Source organism: Mycoplasma pogonae (assembly GCF_054170725.1).
This window is the reverse complement of sequence record NZ_JBSWZS010000002.1, coordinates 59,038-75,890: the sequence shown is the minus strand read 5'-3', so window position 1 is coordinate 75,890 and position 16,853 is coordinate 59,038. Positions and strand designations below refer to the sequence as shown.

General features: G+C 29.8%; 26 protein-coding genes. 22 read left to right on the top strand and 4 right to left on the bottom strand.

Annotation, left to right across the window (positions count from 1 at the left end):
* The 22 genes from rplE (at position 1) to ACW95P_RS00900 (ending at position 13,511) form a co-directional block, all read left to right on the top strand.
* Entirely contained in the window at positions 1–549 is a 549-nt protein-coding gene (rplE, locus tag ACW95P_RS01005; protein ID WP_457961364.1) for a 50S ribosomal protein L5, read from the top strand.
* A gap of 6 nt (positions 550–555) precedes the next feature.
* Positions 556–741 carry a type Z 30S ribosomal protein S14 gene (locus ACW95P_RS01000; RefSeq protein ID WP_457961363.1) on the top strand — a complete coding sequence of 62 codons (186 nt, stop codon included), beginning with the start codon at positions 556–558 and terminating at the stop codon, positions 739–741.
* A gap of 5 nt (positions 742–746) precedes the next feature.
* Complete coding sequence (rpsH, locus tag ACW95P_RS00995; protein ID WP_457961413.1) at positions 747–1,139, top strand: 30S ribosomal protein S8; 393 nt, start codon at positions 747–749, stop codon at positions 1,137–1,139.
* 12 nt (positions 1,140–1,151) lie between these two features.
* The gene (rplF, locus tag ACW95P_RS00990) at positions 1,152–1,691 is read left to right on the top strand and encodes a 50S ribosomal protein L6 (RefSeq protein WP_457961362.1); all 540 of its coding nucleotides are present in this window, start codon (positions 1,152–1,154) and stop codon (positions 1,689–1,691) included.
* 19 nt (positions 1,692–1,710) lie between these two features.
* Positions 1,711–2,064 carry a 50S ribosomal protein L18 gene (rplR, locus tag ACW95P_RS00985; protein WP_457961361.1) on the top strand — a complete coding sequence of 118 codons (354 nt, stop codon included), beginning with the start codon at positions 1,711–1,713 and terminating at the stop codon, positions 2,062–2,064.
* Positions 2,064–2,711, top strand: coding sequence for a 30S ribosomal protein S5 (gene rpsE, locus ACW95P_RS00980; RefSeq protein ID WP_457961360.1), 648 nt, complete (start codon positions 2,064–2,066; stop codon positions 2,709–2,711). Before rplR ends, rpsE begins: the two co-directional genes overlap by 1 nt.
* Before the next feature lie 13 nt (positions 2,712–2,724).
* Positions 2,725–3,162: a 50S ribosomal protein L15 gene (rplO, locus tag ACW95P_RS00975; protein WP_457961359.1), complete on the top strand. Its 438-nt coding sequence runs from the start codon at positions 2,725–2,727 to the stop codon at positions 3,160–3,162.
* A gap of 22 nt (positions 3,163–3,184) precedes the next feature.
* On the top strand, positions 3,185–4,594 hold the full coding sequence (gene secY / locus ACW95P_RS00970) for a preprotein translocase subunit SecY (protein WP_457961358.1): 1,410 nt from the start codon (positions 3,185–3,187) through the stop codon (positions 4,592–4,594).
* Positions 4,588–5,235 (top strand): adenylate kinase family protein, encoded by a 648-nt coding sequence (locus ACW95P_RS00965; RefSeq protein WP_457961357.1) that lies wholly within the window; start codon positions 4,588–4,590, stop codon positions 5,233–5,235. The genes secY and ACW95P_RS00965 overlap by 7 nt, the downstream gene beginning before the upstream one ends.
* The gene (gene map / locus ACW95P_RS00960; RefSeq protein ID WP_457961356.1) at positions 5,228–5,983 is read left to right on the top strand and encodes a type I methionyl aminopeptidase; all 756 of its coding nucleotides are present in this window, start codon (positions 5,228–5,230) and stop codon (positions 5,981–5,983) included. The genes ACW95P_RS00965 and map overlap by 8 nt, the downstream gene beginning before the upstream one ends.
* Complete coding sequence (gene infA, locus ACW95P_RS00955) at positions 5,984–6,199, top strand: translation initiation factor IF-1 (protein WP_457961355.1); 216 nt, start codon at positions 5,984–5,986, stop codon at positions 6,197–6,199.
* Positions 6,200–6,236: 37 nt separating this feature from the next.
* Positions 6,237–6,350 carry a 50S ribosomal protein L36 gene (gene rpmJ / locus ACW95P_RS00950; RefSeq protein ID WP_457961354.1) on the top strand — a complete coding sequence of 38 codons (114 nt, stop codon included), beginning with the start codon at positions 6,237–6,239 and terminating at the stop codon, positions 6,348–6,350.
* Positions 6,351–6,368: 18 nt separating this feature from the next.
* A complete protein-coding gene (gene rpsM, locus ACW95P_RS00945; RefSeq protein ID WP_457961353.1) occupies positions 6,369–6,737 on the top strand; it encodes a 30S ribosomal protein S13 in 369 nt (122 codons plus the stop codon).
* A gap of 3 nt (positions 6,738–6,740) precedes the next feature.
* Positions 6,741–7,127, top strand: a complete 387-nt coding sequence (gene rpsK / locus ACW95P_RS00940; protein WP_457961352.1) for a 30S ribosomal protein S11 — start codon at positions 6,741–6,743, stop codon at positions 7,125–7,127.
* Between the two features lie 17 nt (positions 7,128–7,144).
* Positions 7,145–8,143, top strand: a complete 999-nt coding sequence (locus ACW95P_RS00935) for a DNA-directed RNA polymerase subunit alpha (RefSeq protein WP_457961351.1) — start codon at positions 7,145–7,147, stop codon at positions 8,141–8,143.
* The gene (gene rplQ / locus ACW95P_RS00930) at positions 8,143–8,505 is read left to right on the top strand and encodes a 50S ribosomal protein L17 (protein WP_457961350.1); all 363 of its coding nucleotides are present in this window, start codon (positions 8,143–8,145) and stop codon (positions 8,503–8,505) included. Before ACW95P_RS00935 ends, rplQ begins: the two co-directional genes overlap by 1 nt.
* A gap of 484 nt (positions 8,506–8,989) precedes the next feature.
* Positions 8,990–10,414: a pyruvate kinase gene (gene pyk, locus ACW95P_RS00925; protein ID WP_457961349.1), complete on the top strand. Its 1,425-nt coding sequence runs from the start codon at positions 8,990–8,992 to the stop codon at positions 10,412–10,414.
* A 115-nt stretch (positions 10,415–10,529) separates the two neighbouring features.
* On the top strand, positions 10,530–11,420 hold the full coding sequence (locus ACW95P_RS00920) for an RluA family pseudouridine synthase (protein ID WP_457961348.1): 891 nt from the start codon (positions 10,530–10,532) through the stop codon (positions 11,418–11,420).
* Positions 11,421–11,501: 81 nt separating this feature from the next.
* Entirely contained in the window at positions 11,502–12,416 is a 915-nt protein-coding gene (locus ACW95P_RS00915) for a hypothetical protein (RefSeq protein WP_457961346.1), read from the top strand.
* Between the two features lie 135 nt (positions 12,417–12,551).
* Positions 12,552–12,974 carry a hypothetical protein gene (locus ACW95P_RS00910; protein WP_457961345.1) on the top strand — a complete coding sequence of 141 codons (423 nt, stop codon included), beginning with the start codon at positions 12,552–12,554 and terminating at the stop codon, positions 12,972–12,974.
* A gap of 7 nt (positions 12,975–12,981) precedes the next feature.
* A complete protein-coding gene (locus ACW95P_RS00905) occupies positions 12,982–13,326 on the top strand; it encodes a helix-turn-helix domain-containing protein (RefSeq protein ID WP_457961344.1) in 345 nt (114 codons plus the stop codon).
* Positions 13,245–13,511 (top strand): hypothetical protein, encoded by a 267-nt coding sequence (locus tag ACW95P_RS00900; protein WP_457961414.1) that lies wholly within the window; start codon positions 13,245–13,247, stop codon positions 13,509–13,511. Before ACW95P_RS00905 ends, ACW95P_RS00900 begins: the two co-directional genes overlap by 82 nt.
* 306 nt (positions 13,512–13,817) lie before the next feature.
* On the opposite strand, the gene ACW95P_RS00895 is transcribed toward ACW95P_RS00900, so the two are convergent.
* The 4 genes from ACW95P_RS00895 to ACW95P_RS00880 form a co-directional block, all read right to left on the bottom strand.
* Positions 13,818–14,000, bottom strand: coding sequence for a hypothetical protein (locus tag ACW95P_RS00895; protein WP_457961343.1), 183 nt, complete (start codon positions 13,998–14,000; stop codon positions 13,818–13,820).
* A 371-nt stretch (positions 14,001–14,371) separates the two neighbouring features.
* Complete coding sequence (locus ACW95P_RS00890; protein ID WP_457961342.1) at positions 14,372–14,563, bottom strand: hypothetical protein; 192 nt, start codon at positions 14,561–14,563, stop codon at positions 14,372–14,374.
* Positions 14,550–16,088 carry a S8 family serine peptidase gene (locus tag ACW95P_RS00885; RefSeq protein WP_457961341.1) on the bottom strand — a complete coding sequence of 513 codons (1,539 nt, stop codon included), beginning with the start codon at positions 16,086–16,088 and terminating at the stop codon, positions 14,550–14,552. The genes ACW95P_RS00890 and ACW95P_RS00885 overlap by 14 nt, the downstream gene beginning before the upstream one ends.
* Positions 16,057–16,602, bottom strand: coding sequence for a hypothetical protein (locus tag ACW95P_RS00880; RefSeq protein WP_457961339.1), 546 nt, complete (start codon positions 16,600–16,602; stop codon positions 16,057–16,059). Before ACW95P_RS00880 ends, ACW95P_RS00885 begins: the two co-directional genes overlap by 32 nt.
* Between the last annotated feature and the right edge of the window lie 251 nt (positions 16,603–16,853).

Below are 16,853 nucleotides of genomic sequence, written 5' to 3'. Positions count from 1 at the left end.
ATGAATGTATTGAAAGCGAAATACAATAATGAAGTCAAACCAGCTTTACAAAGTCAATTTAACTACTCATCAGTAATGGAAATTCCTAAAATTGAAAAAGTGGTATTAAACATGACTGTTGGTAGAGAAGTGAATGACAAAAAAGCTTTTGATGAAGTTATGAATGAAATTACTTTAATTTCTGGACAAAAGCCAGCAAGAACTGTTGCCAAAAAATCTTTAGCTTCATGAAAATTGCGTGAAGGAATGGACATGGGAGCTAAAGTAACACTAAGAAAAGATAAAATGTGGGATTTTCTAACTAAATTAATTAGTGTTTCAATTCCGAGAATTCGTGATTTTCGTGGAGTAAATCCCAAAGCCTTTGATGGTAGCGGAAATTATTCATTAGGTATTAAAGAACAAATTATTTTCCCTGAAATTAAATTTGAAAATATTCGTCGTGTAAAAGGTTTAGATGTAATTATCGTAACTACAGCTAAGACCGATGCTGAAGCTAAGTTATTATTAGAAAAATTAGGAATGCCGTTTGCAGGAGTGGAGAAATAGGAGACTATGGCAAAAAAATCATTAAAAGTTAAAGCAGCTAAAACCCCAAAATTTGCTGTTCGTAAATATACAAGATGTCAAATTTGTGGACGTCCACATGCTGTCATGCGTAAGTTTGAAGTTTGCCGGATTTGTTTTAGAAGATTAGCACACAGCGGACAGATTCCAGGAATTAAGAAAGCGAGTTGATAATGGCAATAATTACCGATCCAATAGCAGATATGATTGTTAGAATCAAAAATGCTACTTCAAGAAAACACAAATCAGTTAACATTCCTTATTCAAACAAAAAAGTGAAAATTTTAGAAATTGTTTTAGAAGAAGGATATATTAATAGCTTCGAAACTCAAGGTGAAGGCATTCACAAAATGATTGTTGTTAATTTAAAATATAAAGGAACAACAAGCGCAATTACTGGAATGAAAAAAATTTCAAAACCAGGTCTAAAAGTTTATTCTTCAGCCCAAAATTTACCACGTGTACTTTCAGGTTACGGAACTGCAATTATTTCAACTTCAAAAGGTTTTTTAACCGATAAACAAGCAAGAAAGGAAAAACTAGGTGGTGAAGTCATTGCCTATGTTTGATAGGTTTAGGTAAGTATGTCTAGAGTTGGAAATCGGATTTTAACTTTACCAGAAGGTACTGAACTTATTATTAATGGATCACTTGTTGAAGTTAAAGGAAAATTAGGAACATTAACTAGAAATTTTTCACCACTAATTGCTATTACAGTGGATAATAATTTAGTTACAACACAAAGAGCTAATGAATTAAAACATACTAAACAATTACACGGAACAACTAACTCATTACTTGCAGGAATGATTAAAGGTGTTTCAACCGGATTTGAAAAAGAATTAGAAATCAAAGGTGTTGGTTACAAAGCAACATTAAACGGAACAACATTAGAAGTGGGGGCTGGATACTCACATCCAGTTTTTGTGGAAGTGCCACAAAACTTAACTGTGGAAGTGCCAAAACCAACGCAAGTAATTATTAAAGGAATTGACAAACAAGCTGTTGGTCAATTTGCGGCAATTGTACGTAAAATTAGAAAACCTAATCCTTATTCAGGAAAAGGAATTATGTATAAAGATGAAGTGATTAAACTAAAAGAAGGGAAAGCTGCTTCAAAGTAGTCTTAGGTAACAATAATTTATGGCAAAATTATCAAGAAATCAAGCAAGAATTAAAAAACATTACCGAATTCTTGCAAAACTTAGCGCCGGAACAGCACAACGTCCTCGTTTAGCAGTTTATAAATCACACACTAATTTTTACGCACAATTAATTGATGATACAACAGGCAAAACTTTAACTTCAGTTTCAACCCTTAAAGACACAAATTTTGGTGGAAATATCGCTGCAGCGACAGCATTGGGAACTGTTATGGGACAAAAATTACATGATTTAAAAATTGATAGTGTAATTTTTGATCGTTCAGGTTACATTTACCATGGTCGTGTGAAAGCGTTTGCTGAAGCCGTTAGAAAAGAAGGAGTGAAATTTTAATGGTAGAACAAAAAGAATTAGAAACTCAAAAAACAGTTACTGAAGCAGCACCAACTACTACAGTTGTTGTTAAAAAAGAAGAAGTTAAAGAAACACACAAACAACCATTTAACAACCAACGTCGTAATAATCAACGTCGTGGTGGATTTAATAAAAATCAACCTCAAAGTGAATATGAAGAAAGAGTTATTAACATCGCGCGGGTAACAACAGTTGTTAAAGGGGGAAGAAGATTTAGCTTCTCAGCTTATGTTGTTGTAGGAAATAAAAAAGGTCGTGTAGGTTTTGGGCATGGTAAAGCTAATGAAGTTCAAGATGCAATTAAAAAAGCAATTAAAGATGCTCAAAATAACTTAATTAGCGTACCAATTGTTAATAAATCAACAATTCCACATGAAATTAATGAAAAATTCTTAGCTTCAAAAGTTTTACTAAAACCAGCTCCAAAAGGAAAAGGAATTATTTCTTCTGGAACAGTGCGTGCTGTGGTTGAATTGGCAGGCTACACTGATATTTATACTAAAACCTATGGTTCAAGAACTAAAGCTAATATTGTTCAAGCTACTATTAATGCCCTTAAAAAATTACGAACTGTTGAAGAGATTGCAAAATTAAGAGATCTTGATGTTGCAAAGCTTCAAGGTTAAGAAAGGATCAACTATGGAGTTACATACTTTAAAACCAACATTAGGTTCTAAAAAAGAAAAACACCGTAAAGGTCGTGGTCATGCAGCTGGTAAAGGTAAACAAGCTGGTAAGGGACAATCAGGGCAAAAAAAACGTGGTGAAGTACGTTTAGGATTTGAGGGAGGGCAAAACCCTTGATTTAGAAGAATTCCAAAACGTGGCTTTAAAAATGTAAATCACGTAGAATACCAAACTATTTCATTAAGTGGATTAGATGCCGCTTATAATGATGGTGATGTTGTGACTTTAGAGTCATTATTAGCAAAAAAATTAGCTAGAAAATCAACATTACCTGTGAAGCTTTTAGCAAACGGAACATTAACTAAAAAATTAACCGTTCAAGTTAATGCCGTTTCAACAACAGCTCGTGAAGCTGTTGAAAAAGCAGGGGGAAAAGTCGAGGTTCAATAAAATGATAAAACTCTTGAAAAAAATGATTAATTTTTTTATCTTTCTTTTTTCAAAAGTTTTTTTCTTTTTCAAAAAAACATTTGCAGATTTTTTTCGTGAAAAAATATTAACTAAAAAAATTATTTATACTTTTGTACTATTAACAATTTTTGTTGTTGCTGGAACAATAACAGTTCCGGGCTTAAAATTATCAGGGAATTCTGGCGCGTCGCAATCAACATTTTTTTCAATCTTAAATATTGTTGGTGGTGGTGGATTAATTAATTTTTCAATTTTAGCATTAGGAATTAGTCCTTTTATTACTGCCTCACTTATTATGATGATTGCCCAAACTAAATTATTTCCGCCAATTCATCGACTAAGTCAATCGGGGCCATTGGGACGAAGAAAAATTAATATTATTACGCGATTTTTAACTTTCATTATCGCTATTGTTCAAGCGATTGTACTAATTCGAACTTTGATTGGTTATGATGAAAGTTCATTTGTAACATTCGTTGATCAAAGTGCTGCTTTTAAATGGTTCGTTCTACCAACAGTATTAATTGCTGGATCAATGTTTGCCTTATTTTTAGGCGAACAAATCACTAATAATGGTGTTGGTAACGGAACTTCATTATTAATTTTTGCAGGAATTGCTACACAATTACCAAGTAAATTTAAACTAGCTTATGAATTTTTAGTTGGTGGAACCTCAAGCGCTACGGTTTCAGGGATTATTTATTTTGCAACTTATTTATTAATTTTTTTAAGTGTATTATTTATTGTTGCTTATGTCTATTTAGCTGAACGACACATTCCAATTCAACAGACCGGGGCTGGACTAGCTAAAAACCATAAAGATATTTCTTATTTACCAATTAAAGTTAATCCGGCGGGTGTGATGCCATTAATTTTTGCATTAATTGTAGTATCAACTCCAGTAATGATTGCATCATTATTTGATCCATACACATCACACGCTAGATATTGAATTGAAAATAATTTATTACCAAATCATCCTATTGGATTAACGATTTTAATTATTGTTACTTTCATTTTTACAATTTTAATGGGATTACAACAATCAAGAATTGATAAAATTGTTGAAGATTTTGGAAAAAATTCAACTTTCATTCCTGGGATTCGCCCGGGAGAGCAAACCGAAGATTATTTAATTTCAGTTGTATTACGTTTATCTGTTTTTTCAGCTTTTTATCTATCACTTTTAGGTTCGGCTGAGCAAATTCAAAGAATGTTAGGTATGCCTCCTCAAATTACATTTGGCGGAACTTCAATTATCATTCTAGTTTCAACTGCAATTGAAACAATTTCACAAATTAGTGCAAGACAAAAAATTAATGTACTTGCACTAAGAAAACAACGTCATGCTAAAGCCATTTCAGCACAGAAACTTGCTAGAAAAAGTAAAAGAGGGGATATTTTATGATAATAAAAAACCTAATTTTTTTAGGAGCACCTGGTGCTGGTAAGGGAACGTTAGCAAGTGCTATGACTCACAAAGTTGAAATTCAACATGTTTCCACTGGCGAAATTTTTCGCGAACAAATCAGATTAGCAACACCATTAGGGATTGAGTTGAAAAATATTGTTGAATCTGGTTTGTATGTTCCTGATGAAATTACTAATCAAATTGTTGCTGCAAAAATTCAAGCATTAAATGAGGCTAAACAACACTTTATTTTTGATGGTTACCCTCGTACAATTGATCAAGCGCAATTTTTAGATCATCAGGCTGTAATAATTGACTATGTTGTTTTACTAGAAGCGCCACGTGAAGTGTTAGTATCACGTTTGTCAAAACGTCGTTATTGCCCTCAATGTAGTGCAACTTACCATCTTGATTTTAAACCTTCAAAAACTGGAACAACATGTGAATTAGATGGTGCAACCTTGCTGCAACGTCCAGATGATACCGAAACAGCAGTCATTAAGCGTTTAGAGGTTTATGAACAACAAACTAAACAACTAATTGACTACTATCGTCATCAAGGTAAATTAAAAGTTTTTGATGCTACATTGCCGGTCGATGAATTAGTAGACAAAGTTATTACCGAGGTTTTTAGTGGTTAGTTTAAAAACAGAACAAGAAATCGCTAAAATTACCAAAGCCTCACAAATCCTAGCTGAAGTAAAAAAAATTATTTTTGAAGCCATTCAGCCAGGTGTTTCTTTAAAAGAACTCGACTCAATCGCTTTTCAAGAAACTACAAAACGCGGTGGTAAACCAGCTTTTTTAGGCTACCAAGGTTTCCCTGCTACAATCTGTGCTTCACTAAATGAAGAATTAATCCACGGAATTCCTGATGACCGGATTTTGCGAAATGGTGATTTACTATCAGTTGACATGGGTGTAATTTTTGAAAATTACTATGCTGATTCAGCTTTTACTAAAAGTATTGGCATTACAACGCCAGAAAATGAAAAATTAATTACAGTTGCTAAAGAAGCTTTTTGAGCTGGAGTAAATGCAATTAAACCCGGGGCACGCTTAGGTGATGTTGGTGCAGCAATTTTTAAAGTTATTCAAGCTCATGGTTGTTATACTCCTAAAGAATTTTCTGGTCACGGAATTGGTAAAGCTCTGCATGAAGAACCATATGTTGAAAATTATGGTCAAGTAGGCAAAGGTTTATTATTGCGTGACAACATGGTAATTTGCATTGAACCAATGATTTTACAAGGTTCAGCAAAAATTTTTATAAAACCAGATCGTTGAACTGTAGTGTCACAAAGCAAACACAAAGCAGCCCATTATGAACAAACATTAGTAATCAAAAATGGCTATGCTATAGTATTAACCGATAATGAAGGGATTTAAATGGCAAAAGATGCAATTAAAATGATTGGAAAAGTTACTAAAGCTTTTTCATCAACTGAATACGAAGTAGAATTAGAAAATGGCTTAAAAATTTTAGCTCATGTTTCAGGAAAAATGAAAGTATACCATATCAAAATTATTCCTGGAGATTCAGTTGATGTTGAAATCAGTACTTACGATTTAACTAAAGGACGAATTGTTTATCGTCGTAAATAAATCAAATCATAACAAAGAAAAACAATAAGGAGTCAAAATGAAAGTTAGAGCATCAGTTAAAAAAATGTGTAAAGACTGTAAAATTATTAAACGTCATGGAATTATTAGAGTAATTTGTATATTACCAAAACATAAACAAAGACAAGGATAAAAATTAAGGAGAGATTAAATGGCTAGAGTTTTAAATGTTGAAATTCCTAATAATAAAAGAGTAGTTATTTCATTAACTTACATTTATGGAATTGGAAAATCATTATCACAAGAAATTTTGCAAAAAGCAAATATCGATGAAAATATTCGGGTAAAAGATTTATCAGAAGAGCAACTAAGTAAAATTAGAGATATTGCTAAAAATTATATGACTGAAGGAGACTTACGTCGTGAAGTATCATTAAACATTAAACGTTTAATGGAAATCAAAACTTACCGGGGAATTAGACATAGAAAAGGATTACCAGTACGTGGTCAAGTGACTCAGAAAAATGCGCGTACTCGTAAAGGTCCAAGAAAAACTGTGGCTGGAAAGAAAGGTAAATAAGATATGGCAAGAAAAGTTAAACGTAAAAATATTACAAGTGGTGTGGCACACATTCATTCAACTCACCAAAATACTATCGTTTCTTTCGCTGATGAACAAGGTAATGTCTTTGCTTGATCATCTTCAGGAGCAATTGGTTATAAAGGAACTAAGAAAAAAACTCCTTATGCTGCAGGTTTAGCTGCTGCAGCCGCTTCAGAAGCTGCTAAAGAGCATGGTGTAAAAGAAGTGCGTGTGGAACTACGTGGTTTAGGACCCGGTAAAGACGCAGCGCGTAAACAAATCGAAGTCTCAGGGATTATTGTTAAAGAAGTTAAGGATGTAACACCAATCCCTCACAACGGAACACGTCCACCGAAAAAAGTTTTAAAAAGAGCAACAAAAAGATAGAAAAGGGGTAGTCTAAAATGAAAAAAATGGTTCCAATTACCTACACTGAAAATATTGCCAAACGCAATTCGGATTATAGTACTACTTTTGAGGTTCAACCTTTAGAAAAAGGGTTTGCTCACACATTAGGAAACGCTTTAAGAAGAACACTTTTATCATCAGTAACTTCTGTAGCGCCTTTTGCTGTTAAAATTAATAATGTGCAACACGAATTTTCTGTGTTACCACATGTTGTTGAAGATGTTATGACAATTTTAGCAAACATCAAAGATGTTAAATATTTTTATGATGAAGCCGTTTTCCCAGATGGCGAAATTTTAAAATGTTCATTAAAAGCTAATGAAGTAGGCGAAGTTTATGCTAAAGATATTTCTTGCCCTCCTGGTGTGCGAATTATTAACAGCGACCAAAAAATTGCTCATGTTCAAGCTAAAAATGCGCTTGAATTAGAAATTTTTATCACTTCAGGTCGTGGTTATACTGATTTTGAAGAAAATAAAATTTTCATTAATGAAAATCAACAGAATTTAGATTCGAAACTAAAAACCGGTGCTTTTATTGCAGTTGACTCTGACTTTTCACCTGTTAAAAATGTACATTATTTTTCAGATGAATTAAATTCAGCAGCGGCAATTGTGCAAGAAAAATTAACTTTTAACATTACTACAGATGGTACAATTGATGCCAAAACGGCTTTAGCTCAAGCTGCTAAAATTTTGATTGGACATTTAAGCAAAATGGCTAATGTAGAAAACTTGCAAGAAAGTGAAATTTTTGAGCAAGAAAAACAAAAAGAAGAAGCACCAAAATTAAATTCAGCAGATATTCAAACACTAGACTTATCAATTAGATCTTTAAATGCTTTGCGCCGTGCAAAATACCGTCGTATTTCTGATCTACAACAATTAACAATTGAAGAATTAGAAAATATTAAAAATTTAGGAAAAAAATCTGTTCAAGAAATCGTTGATAAATTAGAAGAACATGATATTAAATTAAATAAAGGAGATGAATAATGGCCAATCCAAAACAACTATTTCGTCGTAATACGACTTGAAGAAAACATGTAACTCGTAGTTTAGCAACTGATGTTTTAGTTCATGGACGGATTACTACAACTGAAGTTAGAGCAAAAGAATTGCGTCGTCATGTTGAAAAAATGATTACCTTAGCAAAAAAAGATACCCTTGCAGCACGTCGTCGTGCCGTGGCTTTTTTAAGACCGGTAACAACCAAAGATGGAACACCAATCTTAACTCACTTATTCCAAAACTTGGGTCCAAAATACAAGGATCGTCAAGGTGGATATACCAGAATTATTAAATTGGCACCACGTCAAGGTGATAGTGCTAAAATGGCAATTATTGAGTTAGTATAATTAGCCATTAATTTTTGACAATTAAACATTCTTCAAAGAATGTTTTTTTATTTTTGAAAATTTTTAGTTTATCTATTAAATCTCAGTGTTGCTAAAAAATATTAATTAATAAAATTTCAACTTCAAATAGGAAATTTTTTTCTAAATTTATTACAAAACATAGCTTTTAACTTATGAAAAGAACAAATTATGATATTATTAAAAAAATTAATTAATTTACTATTAATACTAATTGGAATTACAAAATTATAAAATTAGTATTTACAAGAAATTATCAAGCTATTATTTATTATTAATCAAGGAGCGCAATGACTAAATTACGTCGGAAAGAAATTGCAGAAAGAAAACTAAAACGTTTAGAAAAAACTCGTAAGGCTGCAAAAAAAGCTGCTGCAAAAGCACAAGCACAAGTTGCTTAATTTTTTCAATTTATTAATTAAATTACAAATCAATATCAACCAACTTTTGGAGGACATATTAACTTATGAAATTAGTGGACAAACGCACTAAGATTATCGCTACCATTGGACCATCTTCACAAGATTATGAGACACTAAAACAATTAATTTTATCTGGTGTAACAACTATTAGAACTAACTTTTCCCATGGGGATCATGAAGAACAATTAGGAAAATTTGTTTTAGCTAAAAAAATTGCGCAAGAATTACATGTGCCAGTGTCATTATTATTAGATACAAAAGGACCGGAAATTCGTGTAGGCAAAATGCAAGATGGGGCTCAAATGATTGAAGCACATACCCTTGTAACAATTTTAACTAAGCCGAGTGATTATAAAAAACATGAAGGAACTGCAACTGAATTCACAGTTTCTTATGAAATGGATCAAGATTTAAAACCAGGAAATTTAGTTTTACTAGATGATGGAAAATTAAAAACTGAAGTTGTTGAAGTTAAGAAAAACAAAATCATTGTTAAAACTTTTAACGCACACAAGCTAAAATCAAATAAAAGAATTAATTTACCTGGAGTGGAATTTTCTTTACCATTTTTAGCCAAAAAAGACATTGACGATGTTAAATTTGGAATTAAACAAGGAATTAACTATGTAGCTGCTTCATTTGTTAATTCAGCTGACAATGTAAAGGAGTTACGTCAATTATTAAATGATAATGGCGGGAAACACATTCAAATTATTTCTAAAATTGAATCGCATGTTGGGATTGAAAGAATTGACGAAATTATCAAATATTCTGATGGAGTAATGATTGCTCGTGGAGATTTGGGATTAGAAATTCCTTTTGAAGATGTGCCTTATCACCAAAAACGAATTATTCGTAAATGTCGGATTGCTGGTAAACCAGTGATTGTAGCAACCCAAATGTTAGACTCAATGGAAAATTCGCCACACCCCACTCGTGCTGAAGTGACTGATGTTTATTGAGCAACAGAATTAGGGGCTGATGCAACAATGTTATCAGGAGAATCTGCTCAAGGGAATTTTCCATTAGAAGCTGTGCAAACTATGGCGCGTATTAACCATCGTGCTGAAAAAGCCTTTTATGAAAAATTATTCTACCAAGCACAATTAAATGCGATTGCTAAAAATTCTTCTGGTAAACGCGCTGAAATTGCTAAAGAAATTGCGATGACAGCAGAAAAACAAAAAGTAGCTTTTGCGGTTGTATTATCAAGATCAGGAAAACTTCTAAAAGAAGTTGCTAAATTCCGTCCTAATACAGCGATCATTGGAATTGTTAATGATCCAAAATTAATTGGTGCTTTTGGAGTGACTTCTTCTGTATTTGTCTCAATGGATTCAGTTCAACTTTTTAAAGAATTGAAAAAAGATCCAACTAAAGCTCGTGAAGCGGTTGAACCTTTTGGGGCGCAAAAAGGTGACGTGATTATTGTTGTTGAAAATGACAAAATGACAAAAATCACTTATTAATTTAAGAATTGAATAACCAATATCAAAATACAATTTAGTTGCATAGCTAAATTGTATTTTTATTTCTATAACTTCTTAGTAACAACATTTTGACTATGCTATAATAATTAGCAACATGTTAAAAATCATCGCAACTCACAATGACCGCATTGATAAATATATCAATGAAACTACAGATATTTCGCGCCAAGAAGTTAAAGATTTAATTGAACAACAACAAATTTTAGTCAATGGCAAAGTTGTTCGCAAAGCAAGTTTCACAGTGCTTGAAAATGCTGAAATTGAAATTTTGCAACAACCAACACGTCAAGACATGGGACATATTGAACCTCAAGAAATACCGCTAGATATTATTTTTGAAAATGATGATTACATTGTCATTAATAAACCTTCAGGTTTAGTTGTTCACCCTGCACCAGGTAATATGAAAGGAACTTTAGTAAATGGTTTGCTATACCATTTTCAAAATAATTTATCAGATCTCAACGGCAGTACTCGGCCAGGAATTGTACACCGAATTGATAAAGATACTTCAGGACTTTTAATTGTTGCCAAAAATAACAAAGCTCACCAACATTTTGCCAAATTATTAAAAGATCACAAAATTCAACGCCGTTATCGCGCAATTTTAGAAGGTCATTTAGAAAATGAAATTATTCACCTTGATTTACCGATTGGTCGTGATAAAACAAATCGTCAAAAAATGGCTGTGACAAACATAAATTCCAAACCTGCTAAAACTCATATTTTTTTAGAAAAAAATTTTAATCACCATAATCAAAAATTAAGCTTAGTACGTTGTGAATTAGAAACCGGAAGAACCCACCAAATCAGAGTGCATAGTAGTTACATGAATCATCCCGTCTATGGTGATCCCTTGTATGGCAAAAAACAAGATGACTTTGGCCAGTACTTACATGCTTATGAGCTAGAATTTATTGATCCAAAAGGAAATCGCCAAGTTTTTCAAGCGCCCTTACCCAAGGAATTTAATATTAGCAATTAAGCTATGACTTTGCTAAAAAATATTTTTTTAGTTTTCTTTTATAGTATAATTAGAAACATATTAAACAAGAAGGAGCAAATCTTGAACGTATTTAATTTTAATGGTGGAGAAAATTTAAAACCTTCTTCACAAATTTGAGAAGAGCGTAAAAACGAATATAATAAATATTTTTACATCCTAGTTGGTTTTTTAGTAGCGTTATTGGCGATCTTTATTACAGCTGTAGTGTTAAATTACTTAATTTATATGCAAATTAATCAACAAGAAGTAGCATTAAGCATTGCATCAGAAAAAAGGCATTGACCAATCAATAATGCACTTATAACAATTGTGGTAACAGCAATTTTAATTGCTTATTCTTCTTTTAACTTAGTAAAAGCATTTTTAAATCACAAAGAATCTATGGCTAAAAAAGAATTTAGCTCATTAAGATTTGCACAATCAGTACAATTTACAATCGGATTTGGCTTAATTATCAATATGTTTTTCTTTTTACAAAATCGTGATATTCAATCATTAATCACTAATAATTTTGGCGAAAGATATGACATTTTAAAAATTGTGTCAATTCCAACAATTTTAGTTTTAGTATTTTATTTAATAACCATTTTTGTAATAATCATGGCAATTTGACCAATGAAGAATTTAAGAATAATTAGTTTTGAATACTTTAATTCAAGAAGACAAGAAGAATTGAAAAAAATGTCTGAAGCTTTCAAAAATAGTAATATGGGAAATGGATTTAATCCTTTTGCACCAGGATTCAATCCAACTGGAGCTGATTTTCAGCAAAATCAAAACGACACAACATCTCCCGGTGATGGCGACTTAGAAGTTGGCAAAAGAGATTCTGAAGTTAAAAATGAAAAGGAAGATATGCTACGTGATTTAAGTCTTTCAGAGTTGAAAAAAATTGCTAAAAAAATGAATATCTTCGGTTATGAAGATATGACTCGTGAAGAGTTAATTCGTGTAATCGCTAACTTTTCAGAATAGAATTTTTTATGCAGGAAATATAATAAACACACAACACATTCATTAGTGTTAAACTAGGACAAAAAAAGTGAACCACAAAAGATTAAACCCGCCCCAATATTGTGGCGGGCGAAACTTGGAGGTTCACTTTTTATTATGGCAAGGCATTTAAAATTATCAGAATGATTAGAAGCTTTTGAAATGTATGACAAAAGTTATGGTTCTCTTCCTACTTTTTGAAAATGATATTGCAATAAATTCAACAGAAAAAATACCAAAGAAACAAAAAAAATTTTCAGAAAAAAATATTATAAGTTTAAAATTTCTAATGATATAGAAATATTACAATCAAAAACAGGGAAATCATTAAAGAAAAATAAGGGTGTGGGTAGAAAACCAAAACCTCATACACATGAGGATTTAGTAAGAATTTACAACAAATTAGAGGATTGAGAAAAATTTGAAATTTTTAAAAGATATAACGAAATAACTAATGAAAAATCTAAAAATAATAAAAACAAAGAAGCTCAATCTTTAAATATCAAGCAAGTTAAAAAATGAATTTTTTCAATTATCTAAATCTGGAATGTGAAATTACAAACAAAAAATAAATAACATTAGGCAAAAAGAAATTAGAAATCAAAAAATTATTGTTAAAGCTTTTAACAAAAATAAAGGTATTTATGGTAGACAAAAATTGGTTGCTTACATTAAAAATAACTATCAAATTGAAATAAATTATTGTACTTTAGGTAGAGGAATGCAGCAATTAAGTTTATTTTGCAAAATTCGACAAAAAAGAAAAGCTAGAGAAATTAAAAATACTAATGTAAAATTTTTTGATTTGGTGTGGAACGTGATTATCACTGTACTGCAAACAAAAATATTATTGCAACAGATGTTACTTATATTCCAGCACCTAGAGATATAAATGTAAATCATGTTTATTTATCGGTAGCAATTCATCACAAAACTAAAAAAATTTTTTCTTGAAATTTAAATGAAATTAATAATACTGAATTTATTTTAGAACACCACAAAGAAATTAATTATTTTACAAATGAATGAATCATTCACTCAGATCATGGATTTCAATATTCTTTATTTGTTTTTTAAGAAATGTTTAAAAGCAAAAATGCAATATTATCAATGTCAAAAATAGGTAATTCATTAGACAATAAGGAATCAAAATATTTTTTTTCTTGCATAAAATCAGAATGATTAAATTTTATTAATTTTTTCAAAATTACTTTTAAAGGATTAAAACAAGAAATTCGAACATATATTAATTGATATAACAACCAACGAATTCAATTAGTTTTAAATTGAAAAACCCCCCCAGGATTCCTGAGAGGCTTACAACATTTAAAAGGTTCACTTTTTTGTCCTAGTTTAATATATTAATGATTTATACAAAATTAATTATTTTATTTCAATAAATCCTGACTCAATAGCTTGATTTTCAGATTTAAAAATTACTCCAGGTTGAACTTCATTTCGATATTTTTTGTATTCTTCTAATGTTCTAATTAAATTTAAATGAACATTTTTTTCATCGTTTAATTTAGGTACAATCATAAAATATGCAGTAGATTCATCATACATTGGTATTGATACCGGGATTGGATGACCTTTCTCACTTTCATATTTAAGAGATTTATAATTAAGAATGTTTAATACAATTTTGTTATCTTTAACAATAACAGAATCTAGCGTTTCTTTTCCTCATATTGAAGGGTTTTTATCTAATAAATAAACTAAATCAAATTTTTTAAAAAATTCTTTATTAAAAGTATTTTGATAAAAATTTAAAAACTCGCTTAAAAGTTTTATTCCTTCTTCAGATTTGTTAGATTCAGAGTATTCAAATACATTTTTTTCAATTATTTTTTTAAAATCATTTAATTTTGAAAAATTATCAATAATACCATATGCCTGTTTAAAAGAACGAAAAGGAAATTTTACTTTAATAATACTTACTTTTTTTTCAATTGGCGTTTTTTTTCAAAATCATGATCTAAAACTTCATTAATTTCAATCTGCGTTTTAATTTTAATATTTTTTTGTTCTATTTTATCTTCTTTATTGATGAATAAAGGAATTAAGACTAATGGAAAAGCAGAAAAAGCTGCAAAACCTATTAAAAATATTTTTTTATTTTTTAACATATGTTACCGATAAAACATCGTTTATTGAATTATCAAACACTGAATCAAAATATTTTTTAATTTTAATCCTATATTCACCATTTGAATCAACTAAATGCTTAATTAATTCAACATTAGATCCAACAACATTAATTGATTTAACAGTTTCTCAATTACCATTGAAATCTTTTTTTTCTAAATATAAATCATAATCTGTAAAAAAATTAGAATTTTGCCTTGCAAATGTTTCAGATTTTTTTAATAATGATGAATTAATGTGCTTTTCTTCTCAATCTTTTTTTCATTTTTCATATTGAGATCAATAAACTCCATTATAAACACCAGAAGTTATGCCGCCTAATAACGGCCCGCCTATAAATCCAATTAAATTAAATTGTCAATTATATTCTGGGATATTTTCTTCATTTTTTAAAATGCCTGCATTAAATAATCATGAAGAAGCAACTTGAATTTTTTGTCCCTTTAACAGTTTTATTGTTGGTGATTCATAAACTACTCTTGATTTTTCGTCTTCTAATTTATTAATATTTAAATTAACTAAATTGCTAGCCGCTTCTTTCATTTTTTCAAAATCTATGATTCCTGCTCCAATTGCGTTTTCAAGTCCATTGGCATTTATTTTTTTTGTTCCTTCTAAATTAAAATTATCATCATTTCCAGATGCCGCCAAAATAGCTTTAATAGATGAAACTCTATTATTATCATTATTTAATGTAGGATTTTCTCTTAATAATGCACTGATTGCTCCGGTAACTATTGGCGCCGCTAAACTTGTACCTCTTCCATATTCTTTTGGTAATCATAAAAATTTATAACCTTCTCCCGGAGCCACAACAAGAGGTTTCGGTAAATCTGAATATTTATCAAATTTAAGTCTGTTAGAAAACTCGGATATTTTATATAAATTCTTATTTTTTTCTTTTATAGAAGAACCTACAACAATAGAATTAAATGAAAGTTGTTGATTATCAATTCATTCATCATCTATATCAGGTTTATCATTACCATTTCCAGAAGCAAAAACATTTACTACACCATATTTTCTAGCCAAATAATCAATAAAATATGATTCATCATTATATGGCACCTTATTTAAAGATTTACCAGAACCGTAACTGTGATTGATAACCCTTACCCCTTTTTCTATAACTAATCACTCTAATTTTTGTTGTCACTCTTCGTTTTCACGGAAATCTGTTGAATATATTTTAGCAAATCTATCAACTCCAGCCTTGCCACCAGCAATGGAGGCAACAAAACTTCCATGAATACCTCATTTTTTTTCATCGCCATTAATTTCAACTTGTTTATTTTCAAAAAAAGACAGCTCAGAGTTTACAATATTACCTCCCTCAGAAGCGTACTCTAAAATTCCTATTTTGCCAATTGCTTTTTCATAATTTAAGCTGTTAACAAATAAATTTTCTTTTTCTCTTTGTTTTATAAAATTTATTTGTTTAAGTTGATCTAATCATTCATCTGAACTAAATTTTTTAATAAATTTGTGTCATTTTTTTATTTCCATATAAAAAGTTATTGGCTAATAATTCATTATTTTTTTCGTATGAAAAAACTTTAAAAACAAAATCATATTTAGCAATTATTTCTAAATTTTCTTTTTTAAATTCTTCGTCATGAAAATTAATTCAAACAAAAGGACTTAGTCTACTAAAACTATAACTTTTTATATTTTTTAAATTAGCTACAATATTATCAAGAAATGACTTATTTTTTTCAGAAAATAACTTCACATCTTCATTAATATTTTCCTTATTTTTAAACTCATATTTTAAAAGTAATTTGATCTTATATGTTTTATCTTGTTTTGGTACTATTTTATCATTTTGATCCAAAAAATAACTAACACTTTGGAACTCTAATTTTTTAATTAATTTATTTTTTAATACATCTGAATAATTATTTACATCTTTTTCATTGTTAACTGAATAACTCATATTAGATGGAACCAATAATGCAAAAAACCCTAACAATAAACTAGATGAAATTAAATATTTTTTTATATTTTTACTTTTTTTCATAACTAAAACTCCTTTGTTAAGTATAAATAAATCTTATTTTTAAAAAATTTCTTAAATTAAAATTAGAAATATTAAATATTTTGATTATTTAACCCCCCCTTTATAAAAAAATTATAAAATAAATAAAAATTAACTTTATAAAAATGTAAAATTTTTACTTTATATTTAAAATAATTCAAAATTTCATTTAAAATTTTTATTTTTTTAAATTTATTTTTAAATGAATTTAAAAAAAATTACATTTTTTGAGC